The 20,822-nt window shown below is 62.2% G+C and carries 16 protein-coding genes; 9 read left to right on the forward strand and 7 right to left on the reverse strand.

Features of this window, described 5'->3' with window-relative positions:
- Positions 1–98: 98 nt before the first annotated feature.
- Positions 99–1,049 carry a PDR/VanB family oxidoreductase gene (locus EPZ47_RS14285; protein ID WP_135845377.1) on the reverse strand — a complete coding sequence of 317 codons (951 nt, stop codon included), beginning with the start codon at positions 1,047–1,049 and terminating at the stop codon, positions 99–101.
- Complete coding sequence (locus tag EPZ47_RS14290; RefSeq protein ID WP_135845378.1) at positions 1,046–2,137, reverse strand: aromatic ring-hydroxylating oxygenase subunit alpha; 1,092 nt, start codon at positions 2,135–2,137, stop codon at positions 1,046–1,048. Before EPZ47_RS14290 ends, EPZ47_RS14285 begins: the two co-directional genes overlap by 4 nt.
- A 238-nt stretch (positions 2,138–2,375) precedes the next feature.
- Between EPZ47_RS14290 and EPZ47_RS14295 the strand changes: the two genes are divergently transcribed.
- The 4 genes from EPZ47_RS14295 (at position 2,376) to EPZ47_RS14310 (ending at position 9,744) form a co-directional block, all read left to right on the forward strand.
- Positions 2,376–2,801 (forward strand): GlcG/HbpS family heme-binding protein, encoded by a 426-nt coding sequence (locus EPZ47_RS14295; protein WP_135845379.1) that lies wholly within the window; start codon positions 2,376–2,378, stop codon positions 2,799–2,801.
- Between the two features lie 167 nt (positions 2,802–2,968).
- On the forward strand, positions 2,969–3,805 hold the full coding sequence (locus tag EPZ47_RS14300; RefSeq protein WP_135845380.1) for an AraC family transcriptional regulator: 837 nt from the start codon (positions 2,969–2,971) through the stop codon (positions 3,803–3,805).
- A gap of 52 nt (positions 3,806–3,857) precedes the next feature.
- Positions 3,858–4,460 carry a LysE family translocator gene (locus tag EPZ47_RS14305; RefSeq protein WP_135845381.1) on the forward strand — a complete coding sequence of 201 codons (603 nt, stop codon included), beginning with the start codon at positions 3,858–3,860 and terminating at the stop codon, positions 4,458–4,460.
- Positions 4,461–4,641: 181 nt separating this feature from the next.
- Positions 4,642–9,744, forward strand: a complete 5,103-nt coding sequence (locus EPZ47_RS14310) for a dermonecrotic toxin domain-containing protein (protein WP_135845382.1) — start codon at positions 4,642–4,644, stop codon at positions 9,742–9,744.
- Positions 9,745–9,889: 145 nt separating this feature from the next.
- Here EPZ47_RS14310 and EPZ47_RS14315 read toward each other — a convergent pair whose 3' ends face one another.
- Together EPZ47_RS14315 and EPZ47_RS14320 are read right to left on the reverse strand one after the other, a co-directional pair.
- A complete protein-coding gene (locus tag EPZ47_RS14315) occupies positions 9,890–10,864 on the reverse strand; it encodes a class I SAM-dependent methyltransferase (protein WP_135845383.1) in 975 nt (324 codons plus the stop codon).
- Positions 10,865–10,957: 93 nt separating this feature from the next.
- Complete coding sequence (locus EPZ47_RS14320; RefSeq protein ID WP_135847987.1) at positions 10,958–11,671, reverse strand: murein L,D-transpeptidase catalytic domain family protein; 714 nt, start codon at positions 11,669–11,671, stop codon at positions 10,958–10,960.
- A 130-nt stretch (positions 11,672–11,801) separates the two neighbouring features.
- Here EPZ47_RS14320 and EPZ47_RS14325 point away from each other — a divergent pair, with 130 nt between their 5' ends.
- Complete coding sequence (locus EPZ47_RS14325) at positions 11,802–13,364, forward strand: L,D-transpeptidase family protein (RefSeq protein WP_135845384.1); 1,563 nt, start codon at positions 11,802–11,804, stop codon at positions 13,362–13,364.
- Positions 13,365–13,366: 2 nt separating this feature from the next.
- Here the strand turns inward: EPZ47_RS14325 and EPZ47_RS14330 are convergent, their stop codons facing one another.
- Complete coding sequence (locus EPZ47_RS14330; RefSeq protein WP_135845385.1) at positions 13,367–13,987, reverse strand: NAD(P)H-dependent oxidoreductase; 621 nt, start codon at positions 13,985–13,987, stop codon at positions 13,367–13,369.
- A gap of 87 nt (positions 13,988–14,074) precedes the next feature.
- Between EPZ47_RS14330 and EPZ47_RS14335 the strand changes: the two genes are divergently transcribed.
- The 4 genes from EPZ47_RS14335 (at position 14,075) to EPZ47_RS14350 (ending at position 18,656) form a co-directional block, all read left to right on the forward strand.
- Entirely contained in the window at positions 14,075–14,698 is a 624-nt protein-coding gene (locus EPZ47_RS14335) for a TetR/AcrR family transcriptional regulator (protein ID WP_135845386.1), read from the forward strand.
- Between the two features lie 489 nt (positions 14,699–15,187).
- Entirely contained in the window at positions 15,188–17,749 is a 2,562-nt protein-coding gene (gene nirB, locus EPZ47_RS14340) for a nitrite reductase large subunit NirB (protein ID WP_135845387.1), read from the forward strand.
- Positions 17,749–18,135 carry a nitrite reductase small subunit NirD gene (gene nirD, locus EPZ47_RS14345; protein ID WP_135845388.1) on the forward strand — a complete coding sequence of 129 codons (387 nt, stop codon included), beginning with the start codon at positions 17,749–17,751 and terminating at the stop codon, positions 18,133–18,135. Before nirB ends, nirD begins: the two co-directional genes overlap by 1 nt.
- An 80-nt stretch (positions 18,136–18,215) precedes the next feature.
- Positions 18,216–18,656, forward strand: coding sequence for a CBS domain-containing protein (locus EPZ47_RS14350; RefSeq protein ID WP_135845389.1), 441 nt, complete (start codon positions 18,216–18,218; stop codon positions 18,654–18,656).
- A 102-nt stretch (positions 18,657–18,758) separates the two neighbouring features.
- Here EPZ47_RS14350 and EPZ47_RS14355 read toward each other — a convergent pair whose 3' ends face one another.
- Positions 18,759–19,796 (reverse strand): AraC family transcriptional regulator, encoded by a 1,038-nt coding sequence (locus EPZ47_RS14355; protein WP_135845390.1) that lies wholly within the window; start codon positions 19,794–19,796, stop codon positions 18,759–18,761.
- Positions 19,797–19,805: 9 nt separating this feature from the next.
- Complete coding sequence (locus tag EPZ47_RS14360; protein WP_135845391.1) at positions 19,806–20,720, reverse strand: GGDEF domain-containing protein; 915 nt, start codon at positions 20,718–20,720, stop codon at positions 19,806–19,808.
- Positions 20,721–20,822: the final 102 nt, after the last annotated feature.

Raw genomic sequence — 20,822 nt, forward strand, 5'->3', positions numbered from 1 at the left:
AGATATTCAGCCAGCATTGATATCAACTGGCGGACCGCTATCGCGAGCAAGCTTTGCTCCCACAGGGCTCTCCCACAGGAGGGCGGGTTGTTCGGAGGTTAGAGATCCAGCACCAGCAACGGTGTCTTCGACCGCGAACAGCACGGCGTGAACTGGTCGTTGCAAGCCTGTTCCGCCTCGGTCAGGAACATGTCTCGATGTTCCGGCACACCTTCCAGCACGCGGGTCAGGCAGGTGCCGCACACGCCTTGTTCGCACGAGATCGGGATCTCGATGCCATGGCTCTCCAGCACCTGCACCACGCTGCGGTCGGCGGGCACTTCGAAGACCTGCCCGCTGCTGGCCAGTTTCACCGCGAAGCGGCCATCGGCGCTGGTGTCGGTGGGCGCGGCAGCGAAATATTCGCGGTGCAGGTGGCTGTCCTGCCAGCCCAGGGCCTTGGCGGTGTCCAATACATGCTGCATGAAACCGCCGGGACCGCACACGTAGAGGTGCAGGTCATCGTTTGGCGCAGCCAGCACGCGAACGGCGTCCAGCCGTGTTTCGGGCTCTTCATCGAAATGCAGGAAAACCCGGTCGGCATAAGGTGACTGGCGCAGGCGCTCGACAAAGGCTGCCCGCTCCCGGGAGCGGGTGCAGTAGTGCAGTTCGAACACTGCACCGCTCTGGGCCAGGTGCTCGGCCATGCACAAGATCGGTGTAATGCCGATGCCTCCGGCAAACAACAGGCTGCGCCGGGCCTCAGGCGCGAGAGGAAACAGGTTGCGCGGTTCGCTGATGTGCAGCCGTGCGCCGGGCTGGATCAGCTCGTGCAGACTGCGTGAACCGCCGCGCGAGGCCGAATCCTTGAGTACGCCGATGAGGTAACGATGCCGCTCTTCGGGATGGTTGCACAGCGAGTACTGGCGGATCAGGCCGCCGGGCAAGTGCACGTCGATATGGGCGCCGGCAGTGAACGCCGGCAAGGGTTGGCCGTCGATACGGGTCAGCTCGTAGCTGCAGATATCCAGGGCTTCGTTGTGCCGCGCGACGACTTGGACTTCGATCATGACCGTTGCTCCGCATGCTGCGGCTGCTGGGTCTGGGTGCTGGCGATCAATCCGGCTTGCGATTCGCGCTCGCGCGCAATCAGACGCTCCAGCACCCGACGCGACTGCACGCCGCCGGCATCGATGTTGAGCTTGAGCAGGTTGCGCTGCGGATGGTCCAGCAGGTTGCGCTGCTGGCGTTCAAGCATCTCCAGGTCTTCGCTGAAAATCTTGCCCTGGCCTTCGCGAATGCTATCGGTCAGCGCTTGATCCTGTGGCTGGAAGTGCCGGGCCATGCCCCAGAAGTACCAGATGGAGGTTTCGGTTTCCGGCGTGATGAAATCCACCACGATGCTCGATGCCTTGAACTGCGGGGCGGCGTGATAACCACCGTTGCCGGCATGGGCCACGCCGACTTCGATCAGTACGTGGCTGGGCGGGGTGAAACGGCAGATCTGCCAGCGGTCCACCGGCACATCGTCGGCCAGGTTGTTACCGCGCAGGGCCATGCGCCAGAAGGGCGGGGCCATGATGTTTTCCATGTGCCGGGCGGTGACCACTTCGTCGCCCTCGACCGTGGTTACGGGGGGCGCTTCGTCGATTTCCTTTTGGCCAATGCTGGACGCGTGCACGTAGGTTTCGTGGGTCAGGTCCATCAGGTTATCGATCATCAGGCGGTAGTCGCACTGGATATGAAACAGGCCGCCACCGTAGGCCCATTCATCGTTTTCGGCCCATTCCAGATGATGGATCAGCGCCGGGTCGGCCAGCGCCTGATCACCGGGCCAGACCCAGATGAAGCCATGGCGTTCCTCTACCGCAAAGGTCTTGTTGCAAGGGAAGCCCCGGACCCGTTGCCCTGGCATCTCCACGGTCTTGCCGTCACACCCCATCACCAGGCCGTGATAGCCGCACACCAGGTTGCCGTTTTCGACGTAGCCCAACGAGAGCGGGGCGCCACGATGGGGACAAAAGTCTTCCACGGCCGCGACCTTGCCCTCGTGCCCACGGTAAAAAACTATCTTTTCGCCACAGATCTGGCGGCCCAGGGGCTTGTCGGCGATTTCATCGGGGGTGCAGGCAACGTACCAGGTGTTTTTGGGGTACATGACGGGATCTCCAAACGGATGTTGTTCTTGTCTGTGGATCCATTAACTCTCTTAACCAATTTGTTTGTCAATGTTATAGGCGGATTAAAAGATGATCGGTTTGTTTTGTGGATCCATTAATTGAAAGGTTTCTCAAGCCTGCGGTGGTCGACTTCGAATGTATTGGCTCAAATATCATCGAGGAACAATACTGCGGCTCTGGCCCTCGGGCTTTCAGTCACAGAGCACGGAGTGATTCATGAAAACCAAAACGGTACTCACTGAACCGGACGTTTCACAGTTGCTCGTCCTCGCCAGGGAGAGGGCTCACCAGCACCAGTGGGCCGTGTCGATCTGCGTGGTCGACGACGGCGGTCATCCCCTGGGGTTGCTGCGTCTGGACGATGCCTCGCCGCTTTCAGCCTACATCGCCACCGAGAAAGCCCGTACCGCCGCCATGGGCCGGCGTGACAGCAAGGTCTTTGAAGACATGATCAATGGCGGCCGCTACGCCTTCCTCAGCGCTCCACACCTGCAAGGCATGCTCGAAGGCGGCGTGGTCATCCGCCGCGACGGGCAATGCATCGGCGCCATCGGCGTATCCGGCGTCAAGGCCGAGCAGGATGCCGAACTGGCGCGGCTGTCGGTGCAGACGTGGGAGGAAGCGATTACGCCGGATACCTGATTGACTCGACCCGTGGCGAGGGAGCTTGCTCCCGCTGGGCTGCGCAGCAGCCCCACATCCTTTCAGGTAGATGAACAACCTGTGGGAACGGGTTGCACAAATCTTCCAGACGCCATCGCCCTCAGCGGGTAATCTGCCCCGAGCGGATAGACAACACGAGACGGCTCATGACAGTGCGCAACTGGATCGATTTCAAGCAGGACGCCACGTCCGGTATCGAGACCGTGCGTGCGCATTTCGAGGGGCATGCCTACGATCCGCATTGGCACGACGCTTATCTGGTGGGCGTGACCGAGCAGGGCGTGCAGCAGTTTCATTGCCGCCGCCAGCAGCACAACAGCACGCCAGGCAAGGTGTTTCTGCTTGAGCCCGGTGAGTTGCATGACGGCAACGCGCCCCACGACAACGGTTTCACCTACCGCACGTTGTACCTGGAGCCTCAATGGCTGGAGCGCGAGTTGCGTTCTTTGTTCGACGTTGCGCCGGACAATGCCCAGTTGGGCTTCGCCGCCACGCTGACCGACGATGCGCGGCTGGCGAGCGCCACGGCCATGGCGTTCCAGAGTCTGCATGAGCAGGAAATCCGAATCGTGCGCCAGACCGCCCTGGACACTTTGCTCGCCAATCTGACCCAGCACTTGCATTGGCGGGCGCGGATCAATCCCGACCCAAGGTTGCCGCTGGTGGCGCAGCAGGCCCGCGATTATCTGCACAGCCACCTGAGCGACGATGTCGGGCTGGACGACCTGGCGCGGGTCACCGGCGTGGATCGTTTCCGCCTGACCCGCGCCTTCAAGGCGGCGTTCGGCCTGGCGCCCCATGCTTATCTGATCCAGTTGCGCCTGGCCCGGGCGCGACGCTTACTGGCCCGTGGCGAGAGTGCCGTGGCGGTTGCCGCGATGCTGGGGTTTGCCGACCAAAGCCACTTGGGCCGCTGGTTTCAGCGCGCTTATCGCCTGAGCCCGGCGGACTACCGCAAGCGCTGCTCAAACGTTCCAGACTGAGCCCGGTTTCATCGCGATGATCAAGTCACGATCATTGCCGAGATATTGCTCCATGGACCAGTTGCTGCCGTTTGCCCTGTTCGCATTTGTCGCCTCCATCACCCCGGGCCCGACCAATATCCTGGTGCTGAGCCACAGCTCGCGCTTTGGCCTGGCGACCACCTGGCCGATCATCCTTGGCGCATGCGCTGCGGCGGCCTTGTTGGTGCTCTTGGTTGGAACGGGACTGGGGGATGTGCTGGCACGCCATGCCACACTTCAAACGCTGCTCTCATGGGCCGGCATCGCCTGGCTGAGTTGGATGGCCTGGCAGATTTTCAGTGCTCCGGCCGAGGCCATCGACCCTGAGCGTCCCGTAGAGGGGCGGCGGCTTGGCTTGACGGGGGCCGCCGGTTTGCAGTTGGTAAACCCGAAAACCTGGATGATGGCGCTGGCGGTGGTCAGCGTTTTCGCTGGCGCCGAGGCCGACCGTACGGTACGAGTGCTGTGGTTGTCCCTGGCGTTCTTCGTGATCTCAATCCCCTGCATGACCGCCTGGGCTTACCTGGGGCTCGGCGCTGCCAGGTTCTGCCGTTCCGCGGTGGCGATGGGGCGGTTTAATCGGGTCATGGCGGTCTTGCTGTTGGTGTCGGCGTGGTTGACCTTGGTGGTGTAGCCACGAGTCGTCCCGGACAGACCTGAAACGCCCTCGCCAGGCTTTCGCGCCTGTCGCTGCAACCCCTGGCAACAGTCTGACGGTTTCAAAAAACCATCGTTTTGGGGAGCATCGACCACGCCAAAGCTTGGCGAACTTTAAATTTGCAATGCCCAATCGACCCCAAGGAAGGAGGTCCATCATGTCCACTCTCGATACCCATATCGAGTTCATCCAGGCCAGGCTGCCCGTCTGGCTGAAACGCGCCTCGCGGATCCACCAGGAGCGTTTCAAGGCTCTTACCCAGCAATTGCAGCGCGACAGCGACGCGCTCAACGGGCTACTCATCGACCTGCCGGCACCGGAAACTTTCACCCGCGACTTGCTGCGGGCCCGGCCGGAAATGCAGGCCTGGCGCCTGGTGAATGGCACCGGCAGCGTTGCGGATGCGCTACGACGGGCCAAGGTCAAGTGCGACCACTTCGGCGCCTCGCTGTCGGTGGTCGAAGCGGCCATGCGCAACTATCCTCCCGCCGATGCGGCCACTGGCAGCGCTTTCGATAAAAACGGCGAGCTGTTCATCAAGGGCAAGCCTGGAGAGTTTTACCGCTGGGGGGAGCCCTCGGACACCACGGCAGTGCCCATGACCCCAGCCAGCTTCGCGCGTCTGTGCCGGGAGCTGGATGTGGGCGGTGCTTATCAACGCCTGCTCAAGCAGCGACTGCCACAGATTCGCAACGAGGTCCCGGTTGTCGCCCACGCCTATATCAAGTACGCACGCAGCCTGCTCACCTATGACGCCTACGAGGCGAAGCTGGATGGACGCCTGGATGAAACCGGTGAGCGGTTGCTGGCCTATGTCGGGGTGCAACTCAACGCTCACCCGGTCGAATCCCTGGCCTGTGAGGTCAAGGCACTGGAGGTGCTGTCTGTGCCACTGTTCGGCGCCCGGGTGTACTGGGGGCTGGAAGGGGACGCCAAAGGCGTTCGTCCGGTCGTCTTGCACATGCCCTATGACGTGGTGGCGCCGATCAAGCAATTTCCCAGCTTGCAGGCCATGGCTGCGCAGTTGATCGAACGGCTGCGCTGGCGGCGTTATCGCGAGAGCCTGATGCGCTACTTCCCGGTACGTCTGCAGGCCCGGCTCGGCGACGCCCTGCATGATCAATTGGAGTGGGAGATAAAGGACAACCTCAATATTTTCCAGGAAATCCACGCCCGCATCGTGGGCTGGCGAGAGGGTGAGCTTGGCGAGGATGGCAACCCCCGACGCATTCGAGTGCCTGCGCCCCATGTGCCCTGGACCCTGGGTGATGTGCGTGAAAATCACTGGGACGATCGCTATCACGAATGGCGGACCCACACCTTGGCCAATGCCTCGGCGCTGATGGTTTCCACCAAGGACCAGGATTGGCAGGCGCTGCTGGCTCGCCTCGAATACTGGGAAAGTCTCGCCGAGCGTTCCCTGATGCTCGCCGTCAGCTTCATCCCGTTCTGCGCACCTGTCGGGATGGCTGCGGCGGCGGTGGGCGGGGTGCGCCTGGTGTATGAGTTCTTCGAAGGCATCCAGGCGTTCAACGAGGGCCATGCGCAAGAAGGCATCGACCACATCTTCAACGTCCTGTTCGGGGCCGCCCAAGGCGCCTATCTGGGTTTTATCGGCGGGGCTGTCGAACCCATGCCGGTGCGCGACGGTACGACGCGCCTGTGGAATGGCGATGTCACGCCTTTCCAGGCGCGGCGCCCGCCACCCATTGAGGCCGAGCAGGATGCCTGGGGGGTGTGGCGTACAACGGACGAGGCATGGGTGCGGATCGAGGGCCGTTATTTCGAGGTGCAGGGCACAGCCGACGCCCTGGACCTGCGTCTACCCGCCGACCATCGTGGCGTGACGCCTCTCATGGAGTGGAACCGTGCCCGTGGCTGGCAGTGGGCGCACCGCAACCCGTTGCAGCGCGGCAATCTGCAACTGCTGCGTAATTTTGTCGAGACGCCAGCCGAACTGGACGACCCTACGATTCTGGCCTTGCAGCGGCAGGTGGGTATCAGCGAGGCGCACTTGCGCTACCTGCAAGTGAACGGGGAGCCGATGCCGGCCATCTTCGCCGATGCCCTGGGTGAAGCACGGGATTGGCAACGGGTGCAGCAAACCATTGGGCGTCTGCGCGGCGGCGACGCGCCAGGCAACCTGCACGTTGGAATCACTCAGACCCTCGTGGATCTGCCGGGTTGGCCAGAGACGATGACGCTGCGCTATCACGAAGGGGTGCAGGTTCACTCTACGGGTGACACGGCAGCTCCGCGCTTCCTCGATCTGAACCAGGCTGATCTGGAGCACGATGGCTGGGCTAATCGCATCCTGGCTGGCCTGAGCGTGAGCGAGCAACGCACACTGCTGGGGCAAAGCCCCCTTGGCCTGCGGCCGGTGGAGAGCAGTCGGCTGTTGGCCGGCCGTTGGGCGACTCACCTGGAACGCAATGTTACCCAGGTGACCGCCACCATGGCCCGGTCCACCGCGCTCGATCCGTTGGCCGTTCCCGTGGCTCGGGCCTTCCCCGGGCTGCCGGAAGCCATGGCCAACGAGCTTGCCAGCCAGGCTCAAGGCCAGGACCTGGTGCGCCTGCGTGCCGGCCGGGTGACGGGTAACCTGGGTAAACAGTGCGTAGAAGCCCTGACTGAGCTGCGCCTGACACGTACGTTGCGTGCTTTGGCGCGCGGAGAAAGTAGCGCCGATCGAGACCGCGTTGTCATGGGCTTGCTGGGCAATATGGCCTCATTACGCGGCCGGTTGCGCTTGCGCCTGGTGTCGAGCGAATTGGCGAGCCCGTTGGAAGTGGGGGAGGAGGGGCCTTTGAAAGTCATTCGCCAGTACGGTGGGGAATACCAGGCCTTTGACGAACAAGGCAATGAACTGGGCGCAGGGTCGAGCCTGGAAGAGGCGCTGTTGAACGCAATGCCGGACGAGGCTCGCAGGGCGCTGGGATTCAACATTTGGGAGGCGGCCAGGCTTCGCCAGGCGCTGCTGGAGCAAGCCCTTGGCGATCGGCAAGGCCTGCGTGCGTTCCTGCGACTCAAGCGCCTGGACAGCGACACGCAAGGCCCGCAATGGCAGAACGGACGCTTGGGTTATCCGCTCAGCGGGCGCGGAAAACTGCCGTTGCAGGGCTGGCGCCACAACCTGGAGGGGCGTCTCGAGCGACTCTATCCTCACTATGCCGGGGATGCCCTCGCGGGGCTTCAGCGTAGCCTGACCGCCCAGGCCGCGCGTGAAGGCCTCAGCTTGAGCGACCTGGTCACCCGGTTGAGCAATGAGTGGGCAACGCTGGATGAAGGGCTGCGCCAGTGGGAGGTCCATGAGGGCGTTCACCACCCGGTCGAGAGTCGCTACATCCGTGAGGATATCCTGGCGAATCGTCGCGGCGTGGCCAACGAAGTCCGCCGCGCCTGGCGGCGTGAACCCGATCCGCGCAGGGAAGACAGCGAGTTGACATTGCGCCTGTCGGGGTGGGACATCGGCAAGCTCCCGCCGATCCGCGCGCGTTTCACTCATATCGAAGCCCTGACGTTGTCTCACCTGGGCTTGAGTGAGGATCCCTCGGACTTCCTGCGGCTGTTTCCCAATATCGAAATGCTGCGTCTGCACGGCAATCACCTCACCGCCGTGCCCGTGGCGGTGGGCGAGTTTCACAATCTGCTGGAGCTGGCATTGGGTAAGAACCCACTCAACATGAACGCGGATGTATTTGCCCCCCTGATTGGCGCCAATCGTGCGACCAAACTGCGGATACTGCAGCTCTCCGAGGTGACTGGCGGTGCAGAGCCTGGCGCCGAGGCCAACATGGTCGCAGCCATCGGCCGCCTGGCTGAGCTGCCCGCCCTGCGTGAACTGGTGTGGTCCGATAACCTGCATTTCACTGCCCAGCAATTGCAGGCCATTACTGCCTTACCCGGGTTGGAAGCGCTGGACCTGGTGCGCTGCGGCCTGCGCCTGGATGAAGAGGGCAGTGCCTTCCTGCGGACCGCCACGGCCCTGAAAGATTTGCGCCTGAGTGGCAATAACTGCCGCGATTTACCCAACCTGACGGAGCTCGTCGCCCTGGAAGAGCTGGAATTGGCCTACGCAGGATTGGAACGGGTGCCGACGATGGCCTTGACGCTGCTATCCAGGCGTTCATCCGACCTGATCTTCCTCGACCTCAAGGGCAACCGCATCACCAACATTCAGGATGACCTGCTGCCCGCGCTTGCCAGCATGCCAAGGAGTAATACCCTTGGGTTGGGGATTGAAGACAATCCACTACCCAGCGCCCAGATCAACGCCCTTCGCGAACTGGACCGTCACGCTTTTCGCTACACGGTCGATGACTGGCTGGATGACTTTCCTGATCTGAAGAAAGCACTGGAAGTTGCCCGGGACGATGCCGGAGGGCGGCGTTTCATTGACTGGTTTTCCGGCCTCATACGCGACGTCGATGCCAGTGAACCCAACGGGCTGGCCCTGGGATATCGTCAGCGGGCCGCAGGCATTCTGCAGTACTACACCGGACACTCAAATCTCTATGCCGACCTCTTGATTCGGCTTCCAGACTTTGACCAGCAACTGGGACAACTGCGCACCCGCCTGCAAGCGCGCGTGCTGGACAGGCTAACACCAGACATCGCCGAACTGGAGGTGCATTTCTTGATGTTCGAGTCCGTCCAACGTGCCCGCCTCGATCCCCAGGGCGTGCCTTTTGCGCGGTTCCTGGGCACTCAGCACGAGTATTGGAACCGGGTACTGAGCAGCCTCTACCCAGAGGTATCCCAGCGCCGGGCAGCCACGACCCGGGAGGGCTTCATCAATTGGCTCAGCGACGCCCAGGACACCTTCGACAGCAATGACCAGATTCCCCGCATAGGGGAAATGACCTGGCGTCCCTACCTGGGGTTGATGTCCCGCGATTGGCTCGATGGTCTGGCGATCTGGAACACGGTGGAGGACAGCCTGGTGGATGCCTTCAGCGACCCCGTGGATCCAGCCCATTGGCCCCAGGTGCTGTTAGATAACCTGAGGCAACCTGACGCCGACCTGCCCAGCGCCCTGGAGTCAGTCACTCTACCCAACGGCACAGTCTGGCACCGTGTGAGACTGGAAGCCGTGGCGGATGTGGATTGGGCGGCGGGTCAGCCGGTGATGCTCACTGAAGATCAATTGCGGCGGACCATGGCCATCTACCGCTCGGTCAAGAGCCGGGAGATTGAAGCCCTGGTGAGGCGGATAACCACCGAACTGGTCACCCCTTGGTGGTTGTCGCGACGGCAATAGCTTTCAGGCAGAAGGTCTTGGCCAGAAAAAAGCCAACCCTCGTTGAGAGGCTGTTCCCAATTGAGTCCGTGGCCAGCGAGCTTGCTCCCGTTGGGCTGCGCAACAGCCCTATACGGTGCAGCAGGAAAAAACCGGCGACAGGTTTTTACGGCTGCTGCGCAGTCGAGCGGGAGCAAGCTCCCTCGCCACAATGGAACACCAACGCTTTCAGGCCACACTCCATATCAGCATCGGGAAATTCCGGGGGATTTGCCAGGCGCTGGTCGAACTTCAAGCCAGGCGCTTCACGGGTGACACCGTCGATGAGAAAGTCCGGGCCGGTGGCCGGGTCGTTGCTGCAGGCCAGGACCGTGCCGTCGGCGCTCAGCAGTTCCGGCAGGCGGCGCAGGACGCGTTGGTAATCCTTGGTCAGCAGAAAGCTGCCTTTCTGGAACGTAGGCGGATCGATGATCACCAGGTCATAGGGCCCGCTGTTGATCACCTTGCCCCAGGATTTGAACAAGTCGTGGCCGAGGAAACTCACCTGGCTCAAGTCATGGCCGTTCAAGCGATGGTTATCGCGGCCGCGGCTCAGGGCCGCGCGGGACATGTCCAGGTTCACCACGTGCTGAGCACCGCCGGCGATGGCCGCCACCGAAAAACCGCAGGTGTAGGCAAACAGGTTCAGCACGCGTTTGCCGTTGGCATTGGCTCTTACCCAGTCGCGACCGTAGCGCATGTCCAGAAACAGGCCGTTGTTCTGTTTTTTGCCCAGGTCGATCCGGTAATGCAGGCCGCCTTCGGTCAGCGTCCATTCGTCGATGGGCTCGCCCACCAGCCATTGGGTGAGGCTTTGGGGCAGGTAGCGATGTTGCACGGCCAGCGTATGAGCCGCGCTGTGTTGCCAAGCCGGCGAAGCGGTGAGGGCGAGCAGTGTCGAGATCAAGTCATCCAACTGCCCTGGCGCAGGCTCCTTGAACAGCGAGACCAGCACCACCCCTTGCAACCAGTCGACGGTGATCTGTTCCAGCCCCGGCCAGCAGCGACCGCGGCCATGGAACAGGCGACGGGTTTCTTGCGGCACCGCGGCCAGTGCCGTCAGTAAATGAGTCTGCAGGGTTTGAAGGGCTTCAGGGTTCATCAGGCAAGGCCGGCAATTCGAAAGGCCGGCATTTTAACCACAGCACGTTCTTCTGTGGCGAGGGAGCAAGCTCCCTTGCCACAAACGTACTGATTAACCACCGCTGGTGGCCAGCGCACTCGCCACCTGCTGCGGCTGGCAGTTGAGATAGGCCGAACGCTTGAGCCAGCCCGGGTCCGGGTACCAGGAAAACATGAATTGACCGCCCTTGAGCCTGTCGATTACCTGGCGCGCCACCTGGGGGCGCACGGCCGGGCAACCCAGGCTGCGCCCGATACGGCCCTGGCGCGCGCTCCACAGCGGGTTCACATAGTCGGCGGCATGGATCACGATTGCGCGGTCACGGGCCAGGTCATTGAAGCCCGGTTCCAGGCCGTCCATGCGCAGCGAGTAACCGTGGGCACCCTGATAGCTTTCCTGGGTGCGAAACAGGCCCAGGCTGGACTGGAAACTGCCCAGGCGATTGGAAAATTGCGTAGCGAAGTTTTCCCCGGATTTCTGCCCGTGGGCCACCAGATCGCGCAACACCAGTTTCTTCTGGCGCAGGTCGAAGATCCACAGGCGACGGGCCGTGGAGGGTTGCGAATAGTCGATGACCGCCAGGTGACGGGCCTGGCTGGCGCCATTGGCGACCGCGCATTGCATGGCACTCAGGGCACTTTTCAGTGCCTGGGGATTGAGTTCCGGCGCTGCGTGGGCGAGGCTGTTGTAAAGAAGTTGAGAATTTGCCTTTTCGGCCATTGCCGGACTGCACATCACCCCAAGGCTGGTCATGACCAGGCACGCTCGGCGCAAAACGCTCAGCACGGATGAAAAATTCCCACGGTGGTGTTGGTCTGCGGCATCCCGTCCGGTTTTGTGTGTATGCATGATGGCGGGTCGTACCTGTCGCAAAGTTTGACCGTCAACGAGACGGCCATGGATTGGAGTAAAGCAGTTGTTCAAAAAGTCCGCATGTTACCTGAGCCTTTTATTGCTCACTGCGCCATTGGTCGCGACAGCCGAGGACGGCGATCCGGCATTGGTGCAAACCACCCTGGCACAATTGTCCGTTGCGTGCCCGGAGGTGGCGGCGGGCGTCGACTTTCCGACGATGATGAGCTTGCAGGCGTTTTATCAGCAAAACGCAGGCCAGGCCGTCTGGTCGGACGACGAACGATTGATGGCGTTGCGGGTTCAGTTGCAGCAACTGGCCGATGACGGCCTGGACCCGACGCGCTACAGCCTGCCGGTCGAAGGTGCGGCCCAGAGCGCCCATTGTGTCGATATCGCCATTAGCCAGCGCTACCTGCAAGCCTTGTATGACCTGCGTTTCGGCTACCTGCCCCAGGACCGTCTGGAGCCGGTGTGGAAGGCCTACCCGCAGCCACTAGACCGTCAGGCCGTGGTGCTGGCCATCGCCGGGCCGGGCGTGGAGAACCCGGCAGAGGCCTTTGAACAGGCCCGACCGACCCTGGAGCTGTATCGCAACCTGCGCGGGCTCTATGCCCGGCTACGGCAACAGCCCTTGGCCGACTGGCCGCCTGTGCCTGGCGGACCGCTGTTGCAACCGGACAAGCAGGACGCCCGCGTACCCGTCCTGGCCCAGCGACTGTTCAATGAAGGTTACCTGAGCGCGCCGCCGCTGCTCACCGACGAGCATTACAGCCCCACGCTGGTGGAGGCAATGAAGAGCTTCCAGCTCCAGCATTCCCTGCAAGCCGACGGCGTGGTGGGGCCGTGGACCGTCACCGAGCTGAATATCAGCCCGGCCATGCGCCGCGAACAGTTGCGCATCAACCTGGAGCGCATGCGCTGGCTGGCCCAGGATCTGGAACCCGACAGCGTGCTGGTCAACGTGGCGGCGGCGCAGTTGACGGTTTACCAGGCCGGCGCGCCAGTCTGGCAAACCCGAACCCAGGTCGGTCGTGCGCAACGACAAACACCCCTGATCAAATCCCAGGTCACCCGTCTGACGCTCAACCCGACCTGGACCATTCCGCCGACCATCATGCGCGAAGACAAACTGCCCGAGATCCGCCGCGATCCAGAGTTTCTCACTCGACATAACCTGAGGATTCTCGATCGCGATGGCCTGCCGCTGCTGGCCTCCGACATCGACTGGGAACATCCGGGCGACCTGATGCTGCGTCAGGATCCCGGTCCGAAGAACCCCTTGGGCAAAATGGCGGTCCGCTTTCCCAACCCGTTCTCCGTGTACCTGCATGACACACCGAGCCAGTCACTGTTCGTCAAAGGCCCCCGCGCGTTCAGTTCAGGCTGTGTGCGGATCGAACAAGTGATGCACTTGCGAGACCTGCTGGTGAGTCCGGCTGAACGTGCCCGCACCGACACACTGCTGGCCACCGAGTTGACCCATGAGTTCAGGCTGGCCAGGCCCGTGCCGATCCTGCTGGGATACTGGACGGTGCAAGCGGACAACCAGGGCCAGGCGGTGTACATCCCGGACATCTATGGGCGTGATGTAGCGCTGTCCGCTGCTCATGGCCGGGCGCTCTGAGGTCAAACGCTAGTGAGCTGCGCGGCCTCTTCGACTGTCGCGAACAAGCGCTGGCCGATGAGGTTGGCAGTGTCCAGGTGCAGTGCGGGATCAAGGGTTTCCGACTCGAGCAAACGCTGGGAACTCACCACGCGAGCGCCGCAGTAATCGAAGATGCCATGCTCGATTTGTGTGGTCATCGCCTCACCATAGCCGTGGCGTAGAAAGGCGTCGGCATCGGCGCCCCCCACCTCTACCAGATGCACCCGCAAGCGCTGCAGCTTTTTGCGCAACGGCTGATCGAGACTGAAATCGAATGCCCAACCGTTGGAAAATACCCGGTCGATCCAGCCCTTGAGCAGTGCCGGCATTGACCACCAATAGATGGGGTAGACCAGTACCAGCGCGTCGGCCCGCTCGATTCTGCCTTGCTCGGCCAGCACATCCGGCGGCGGCGAGGCTTCGCGGCGGTGAACCGCGTGATCGGCGAGACTGAAACGCGGATCGAAGCCTTCGGCGGCCAGGTCAGCTATCTCGAAGGTGTGATCGGGATTGGCCTGGGTAATGCCTTTGGCAATCTTCCCGGCGAGGCTATGGGTGAGGGAACGAGGATCGTGATGAGCGACGACGATAAGTGCGTGCATGGCGAAAACTCCTGCTGGCGACGAAGACTTGAAAGCGGGTATGCTCGCTTAAGTTACCTTTAGTAAGTTACGGTTGGTAAAGTTAGCATGTCAAGCACCGGAGAAAATTCACCGACTTCACCTCGTCGTCGCCTCTCGCGGGAAGACCGGCAACGGCAGCTGCTGGACGTCGCCTGGCGGCTGGTACGGGAGGAGGGCAGCGAAGCGCTGACCCTGGCCCGGCTTGCGGAACAGGCCGGGGTGACCAAGCCCATCGTCTATGACCATTTCGTCAGCCGTTCCGGGTTGTTGGCGGCGCTGTACCAGGATTTCGATGCCCGCCAGACCGCGCTCATGGACGCCGCCCTTGAAGCGAGCGAGCCGACGTTGCAAAGCCGCGCGGCGGTGATTGCCGCGTCCTATGTCGAATGCGTGCTGTTGCAGGGCCGAGAGATTCCGGGAGTGATCGCTGCGTTGACCAGCTCGCCGGAGCTGGAGCGGATCAAGCGGGAGTACGAGGCCATTTTCCTGGACAAATGCCGAGCGGTGCTGGAACCGTTTGCCGGTCCAAGGGGCATCGCCCAGGCCAGCCTACGGGCGATGCTTGGGGCGGCGGAGGCACTGTCCAATGCGGCCGCCACCGGGGAAATCAGCGCGGCCGAAGCAAAGGAAGAACTCTTTGTGAGCATCGTTGCGATGGTCGATAGAACCGCCAACATCCCTTCAAGCTGACCCACCGCCATCGCGAGCAAGCTCGCTCCCACAAGGGAACTGTCGTGAACTCCAATCTCGCGGTCACCCACAAAGCTGCACTTTTATGAAGCCGGTGGGCGGTGGGTCGCACCATGGGAAGGCAATCGCCAGCGCTTGGAAGCTGGATGTCGGGGCAAGTTTATGTGCCTGGCTGAGCGGACGCCTTCGCGAGCAAGCCCGCTCCCACAGGGATTTCAGGCGCCAGCGAGGTAGTGGAGTCAGAGTGTTGGGGAAGCTTGGCACGCTCGCTGCAAGAGGCTATCCAGGTCCACCGCGAACACAATTGAGTGGGCAGCCCCGTCGGTCAACGAAGATCGAGCGCCAGCAGGCCGGGGAGTCACGGTAGGTCAGGGCGTAGTCGCCGGGCCGATACCGCACAGAACAGGCAAAGACGCCTGGAACCGCAAGGTTTCAGGCGTCTTTTTTTTTGCTTTCAAAATCGTGATGGGCTTTTGTCGGGTGCTTTTTATGAATACCAACGTTGCTTCTCTGAACAAGCTGCAAACGCTGATCGTGATCGGCAATGGCATGGTCGGCCATCACTGCGTCGAACAACTGATCGAGCGCGGTGCCCTCAATCATTACCGCCTGCACGTGTTCAGCGAAGAGCCGATGCGCGCCTATGACCGCGTGCATCTGTCCGAGTATTTCTCCGGCCGTGACGCCGAGTCCCTGGCCCTGGGCGAAGCTTCGTTGTACCAAACGCCTGGCGTCACGTTGCACCTGGGCGTACCGGTCCTGGAAATCGACCGTGACGCGCATCAGGTCGTGACCGCTCAGGAGCGCATTCACTACGACAAACTGGTACTCGCCACCGGTTCCTACCCGTTCGTGCCGCCCATCGAAGGCGCCGAAGGTGATTCTTGCCTGGTCTATCGCACCCTCGAAGATCTGGATGCCATCCGCGCCGCTTCCAGCAATGCCCGCCGTGGCGTGGTGGTCGGGGGTGGCCTGTTGGGCCTGGAAGCGGCCAACGCGCTGAAGACCCTCGGCCTGGAAGCCCACGTGGTGGAATTCGCTCCGCGGCTGATGCCGGTGCAGTTGGACACCCAGGGCGGTTTGGCCCTCAAGGCGCGCATCGAGAAATTGGGCGTTGGCGTGCACCTGTCCAAGGGCACCCAGTCCATCAGCGCCGGTGAGCAATACCGCTATCGGATGAACTTCGCCGACGACGATTTCCTGGAAACCGACCTGATCGTGTTCTCCGCCGGTATCCGTGCCCAGGACGCCCTGGCTCGCCAGAGCGACCTGCAAATCGGCCCGCGTGGGGGCGTGGTCATCGATGACCATTGCCTGAGCAGCGACCCGGATATCTACGCCATCGGCGAATGCGCGGCCTGGAACGGCAGCATTTTCGGCTTGGTCGCCCCGGGTTACCAGATGGCCCGCAACGTCGCGGCGCGCCTGTGCGGCGAACACGGTGAAGCCTTCACCGGTGCCGACATGTCCACCAAGCTCAAGTTGCTCGGTGTGGACGTTGGCTCCATCGGCGACGCCCACGGCAACACGCCGGGTTCGCGCAGCTTCCAGTTCATCGACGAAACCAGCGCCAGCTACCGGCGACTGGTGGTGGATGCCGACGGCAAGCGTGTGATCGGCGCGGTGCTGGTGGGCGACAACAGCTACTACGACACCTTGCTGCAATACATGCAGAACGGCATCGCCTTGCCCAAGGAGGCTGCCAGCCTGATCCTGCCCTCGTCCGAAGGCGCCCCGACCCTGGGCCCTGCGGCATTGCCCGAAACCGCGACTATCTGCTCGTGCCACAACGTCACCAAAGGCTCGATCTGCTCGGCCATCGACGGCGGCTGCACCGATCTGGGCCAACTTAAATGCGACACCAAGGCCGGTACCGGTTGCGGTGGTTGCGCAGCCCTGGTCAAGCAGGTCTTCGAACACGAACTGATCGCCCGTGGCGTCAGCGTCGACAAGAGCCTGTGCGAACACTTCGCCTACACCCGCCAGGAGCTTTACGCCCTGGTGCGGGTGGAAGGGATCATCAGCTTCGAAGAGCTGCTGGCCAAGCACGGTCGTGGTCACACTGGTTGTGACCTGTGCAAACCGGCGGTGGGCTCGATCCTGGCGTCGTGCTGGAACCAGCCGATCATGGACCCGTCCCTGGTGGCGTTGCAGGACACCAATGACACCTTCATGGCGAACATGCAGAAAAACGGCACCTACTCGGTGGTGCCGCGTATCGCCGGTGGGGAAATCACCGCCGACAAACTGATCGCCATCGGCGTGGTCGCCAAGAAATACGACCTCTACACCAAGATCACCGGCGGCCAGCGCATCGACCTGTTCGGCGCCCAGTTGCACCAGTTGCCGGACATCTGGGCGGAGCTGATCGAAGCCGGTTTCGAAACCGGGCATGCCTACGGCAAATCCACGCGCACGGTGAAATCCTGCGTGGGCAGCACCTGGTGCCGCTACGGCGTGCAGGACAGCGTGCAGATGGCCCTGACCATTGAGGATCGCTACAAAGGCCTGCGCTCGCCGCACAAGCTCAAGTTCGCGGTGTCCGGTTGCACCCGCGAGTGCGCCGAGGCCCAGAGCAAGGACGTCGGTGTGATCGCCACCGAGAAGGGCTGGAACCTCTACGTGGCCGGCAACGGCGGCATGCGCCCGCGGCACGCCGAATTGTTCGCCACCGACCTGGATGACGAGACCCTGATCCGCTACATCGACCGCTTCCTGATGTTCTACATCCGCACCGCCGACAAGTTGCAACGGACCTCGGTCTGGCGCGAAAGCCTGGAAGGCGGCCTGGACTACCTCAAGGACGTGATCATCAACGATAGCCTGGGCTTGGGCGCCGAGCTCGAAGCCCAGATGCAACTGGTGGTCGATCGCTACGAATGCGAATGGGCCAACGCCCTCAAGGATCCGGAAAAGCTCAAGCGTTTCCGCACCTTCGTCAACGACAAACGCGGCGATCCGGACGTTCATTTCGTCCGCGAACGTGGCCAGCGCCGGCCCGTTCACGCCGGTGAACTTCATCTGATTCCCGTTACCGAGGAGGTGCTCTGATGAGCCAGTCAAACGTCGTTCGTATCCCCACCCGCGCTGCGGACCAGGAACCGGCCCAATGGCGAGCCCTGTGCAGCCGCGAGGACCTGGTGCCCAATTCCGGCGTGGTCGCCTGGCACGACGGCAGCCAGGTGGCGTTGCTGTACCTGCCCGAGCATCAGGACAAGCCGTTGTACGCCATCGACAACCGCGACCCCAAGTCCGGTGCGAACGTCATCGGCCGCGGCTTATTGGGCAGCATCAAGGGGGATCTGGTGATTGCCTCGCCGATGTACAAACAGCATTTCCGCCTGGAAGACGGCCATTGCCTGGAATATCCGGAGCAGCGGCTGCGGGTGTGGCCGGTGCGCTTGAATGGCGATGTGGTTGAGATTGGCGAAGACTGAAGCAAACACAATCCTGTGACGCCTGGCTCAAGTCTTGTTGTTTGGTTGGTATCGCCTTTAACTGAAGTTGGGGATTAACAATGAAAACCGCCGCTCAACTGGTGAAACTCAAAAGTGTGCAGAACCAGCAGGTCCACAGCATCGCCCCGGAACAGACGGTGCTCGAAGCGCTGCAAATCATGGCCGAGAAAAACGTCGGCGCGCTGCCGGTGATCGAAGACGGTCAAGTGGTGGGCGTGTTCAGCGAGCGCGATTACGCGCGCAAGATGGTGCTGCAAGGACGCTCCTCGGTGGGCACGGCGGTGCGCACGATCATGAGCGCGCCAGTGATCACTGCCGACAGCCAGCAAAGCATTGATCGTTGCATGGAAGTCATGACCGACAGCCACCTGCGGCATTTGCCGGTGCTGGATAACGGGCAGTTGATTGGCTTGTTGTCCATTGGTGATCTGGTGAAAGAGGCGATTGTCGAGCAGGCGGATTTGATTCGGCAGTTGGAGCACTACATCCGCGGGCACTGACTCCGCGCTGTGTTCGAAAAAAAACGGCTCTCGTGGCGAGGGAGCAAGCTCCCTCGCCACAACAGTGTTGCGCCCTAAGCGTTTCTTGAGCCGCGACAAATCTCAACCCAACGCCAACAACTGCCGGATCAGATTCGGCGTACTGCCGGTCCAGCGCTTGAACGAGCGCCGGAAGTTCGCCGTGTCGTTGAAGCGCAAGTACTGCGCCACTTCCTCGTTGCTGAACCCCTTGACCTGATACAAGTACAACGCCACATGGGTGTGTACCCGGTCCACCTGTTGCTGGAACCCGGTGTGGTGTTTGTGCAGCTTGCGCTTGAGGGTCGCCGGGCTCATGGCGAAGGCCTGGGCGGTCTGTTCCAGGCTTGGCGTCTGCTGCACATGGGCGTGCAGGTAGTCGTAGACGCAATCCAGAAAGCTTGAGGCAAAGCCCAGTTGATCAAGCTGTTCCCGGGCTTGGATCCGCGCCACCTGGCCAGCGGTGGCAGACACGTCAGGCCAGGGCTGGGCGAGGCAATGGCGGGGCAGGCGCATCAGGTCCAGCGGCCGGTCGAACAGCGTATGTTCACCCAGGTGCACCCAATATTGCTCGACGTAACGTGGCTCACGGTGGCGAAAGCTGCACTGCCAGGGCAGGCGTTCGCCACTCAGCCAGGCACTCATCGCGACCATCGAGGTCATGCTCGCTTCCAGCACAAAGCGCCACTGTTCATCGGCTCCGCAACTGTCCAGCCAATGGACATAGGCATAGTGCTCGTCTAGCAGCAGGCGCGGCGCGGCCAGTGGACTGAGCAGCGCCTGCTGCTCAATCAGCGTTTCCAGGGCCTGATGCAGATTCTGCGCATGGCGCAAGGCATGGCTGGCCGGCCCGTAATGCCCCGGTAGCAATCGTTGGCCGAGCAGGAAACTGCTGTCGCTGGCATCCAGCAGGCGCCGGCTGTTGTCGATCAGGCCGAGAAACTGCTGCGGGCTGATACGGCTCTGTCCGGCCAGGATATCCTCGTGAAACAGCCCGGTGCCGCGCAGCAGGCGATGGCTGTCGATGTCCCGCGACAGCGCCAGGTCGATCAGCGCGGCGGGCTGATAGTGCCCCGGGATGAAGCGACTGTCGGTTTCGTATCCGCAGGTCTTGAGTGTCATGGAACGGCCTCAGGCGCTTTTCGCCAGCGTGGTCCGGGACTGGGCCAATGCCAGGTTGAGTCGTTTGAGCAGGGCCTCGGGAGACTCGTCGAACGCCATCACCACCGCCGTGCTGGCGACCAGTTGCAAGCGCTCGCCGTGCTGTCGGGTCTTGTGGGCCAGGCTGCGAACCGCGATCTCCAGCTCCAGGGCCAGGCGCTGGGCCTGGCTCTCGCCAGTGTCGGGCAACAGCACCACAAAACGATCTCCGGCCAGGCGGCAAAGCAGATCCTGGCGACGCAGGTTCAACACCAGCAACTGGCTGACGGCTTGCAACACCGCATCGCCCTCGCCATGGCCAAAACGCTGGTTGATGGCGGTAAAGTTATCCAGATCCAGGGCCAGCAGCGACAGTGGCTGTTGGCGGCGCCGACTGTCCTCCAGGCTGGCGGACAGCTCATGCTTGAGAAAATCCGCGCCCCCCAACGGCGTGAGTTTGTCGAACAAGCGGTGTTCGCGGAACAACCGCTCGCGCTTCTCCATCTGCCCGTTGATTGCCAACTGTTCCCGGTGCCAATGATAAATGCCGAGGGTCAGCAGGATCATGCCCACCGGCATCGGCCCGGATTCGAGCCAGTGATCCCAGGTGATGCTGTCGGGCAAGCGAATGAATTCGTCGAGGCTGTCGATCCACCAGGAAAAGAAGATGCAACCCAGGCCCAGGATCAGGTAATTGGTCACCCGCCCGGCCGGGCGGCTTTTAAGTACCAGGCCGAGCCAGACCAGCGCCAGCAACGCGGATCCGCCTTCACCGAGAATATCCAGCCAGACCCACTGCGCGACGGGTTTGAGCTCACCGCTGGCCAAGTGCAGGATCAACCCGAGGTTGGCCGCCAGCAGGAGCAGGGCGAGTTTGAGGCGGTGCGGGCGCAGCACGGAGAACATGGCCGGAATCCTTTGCCAGAAGCGGAATGCGGCCCAGCACAGCAGATGGATGTGACAGTGCGGTGACGACAGGCGAATAGCCGGGGGAGGTCGAATCAGCTC

It is taken from the genome of Pseudomonas viciae (assembly GCF_004786035.1).
Lineage (GTDB): Bacteria > Pseudomonadota > Gammaproteobacteria > Pseudomonadales > Pseudomonadaceae > Aquipseudomonas > Aquipseudomonas viciae.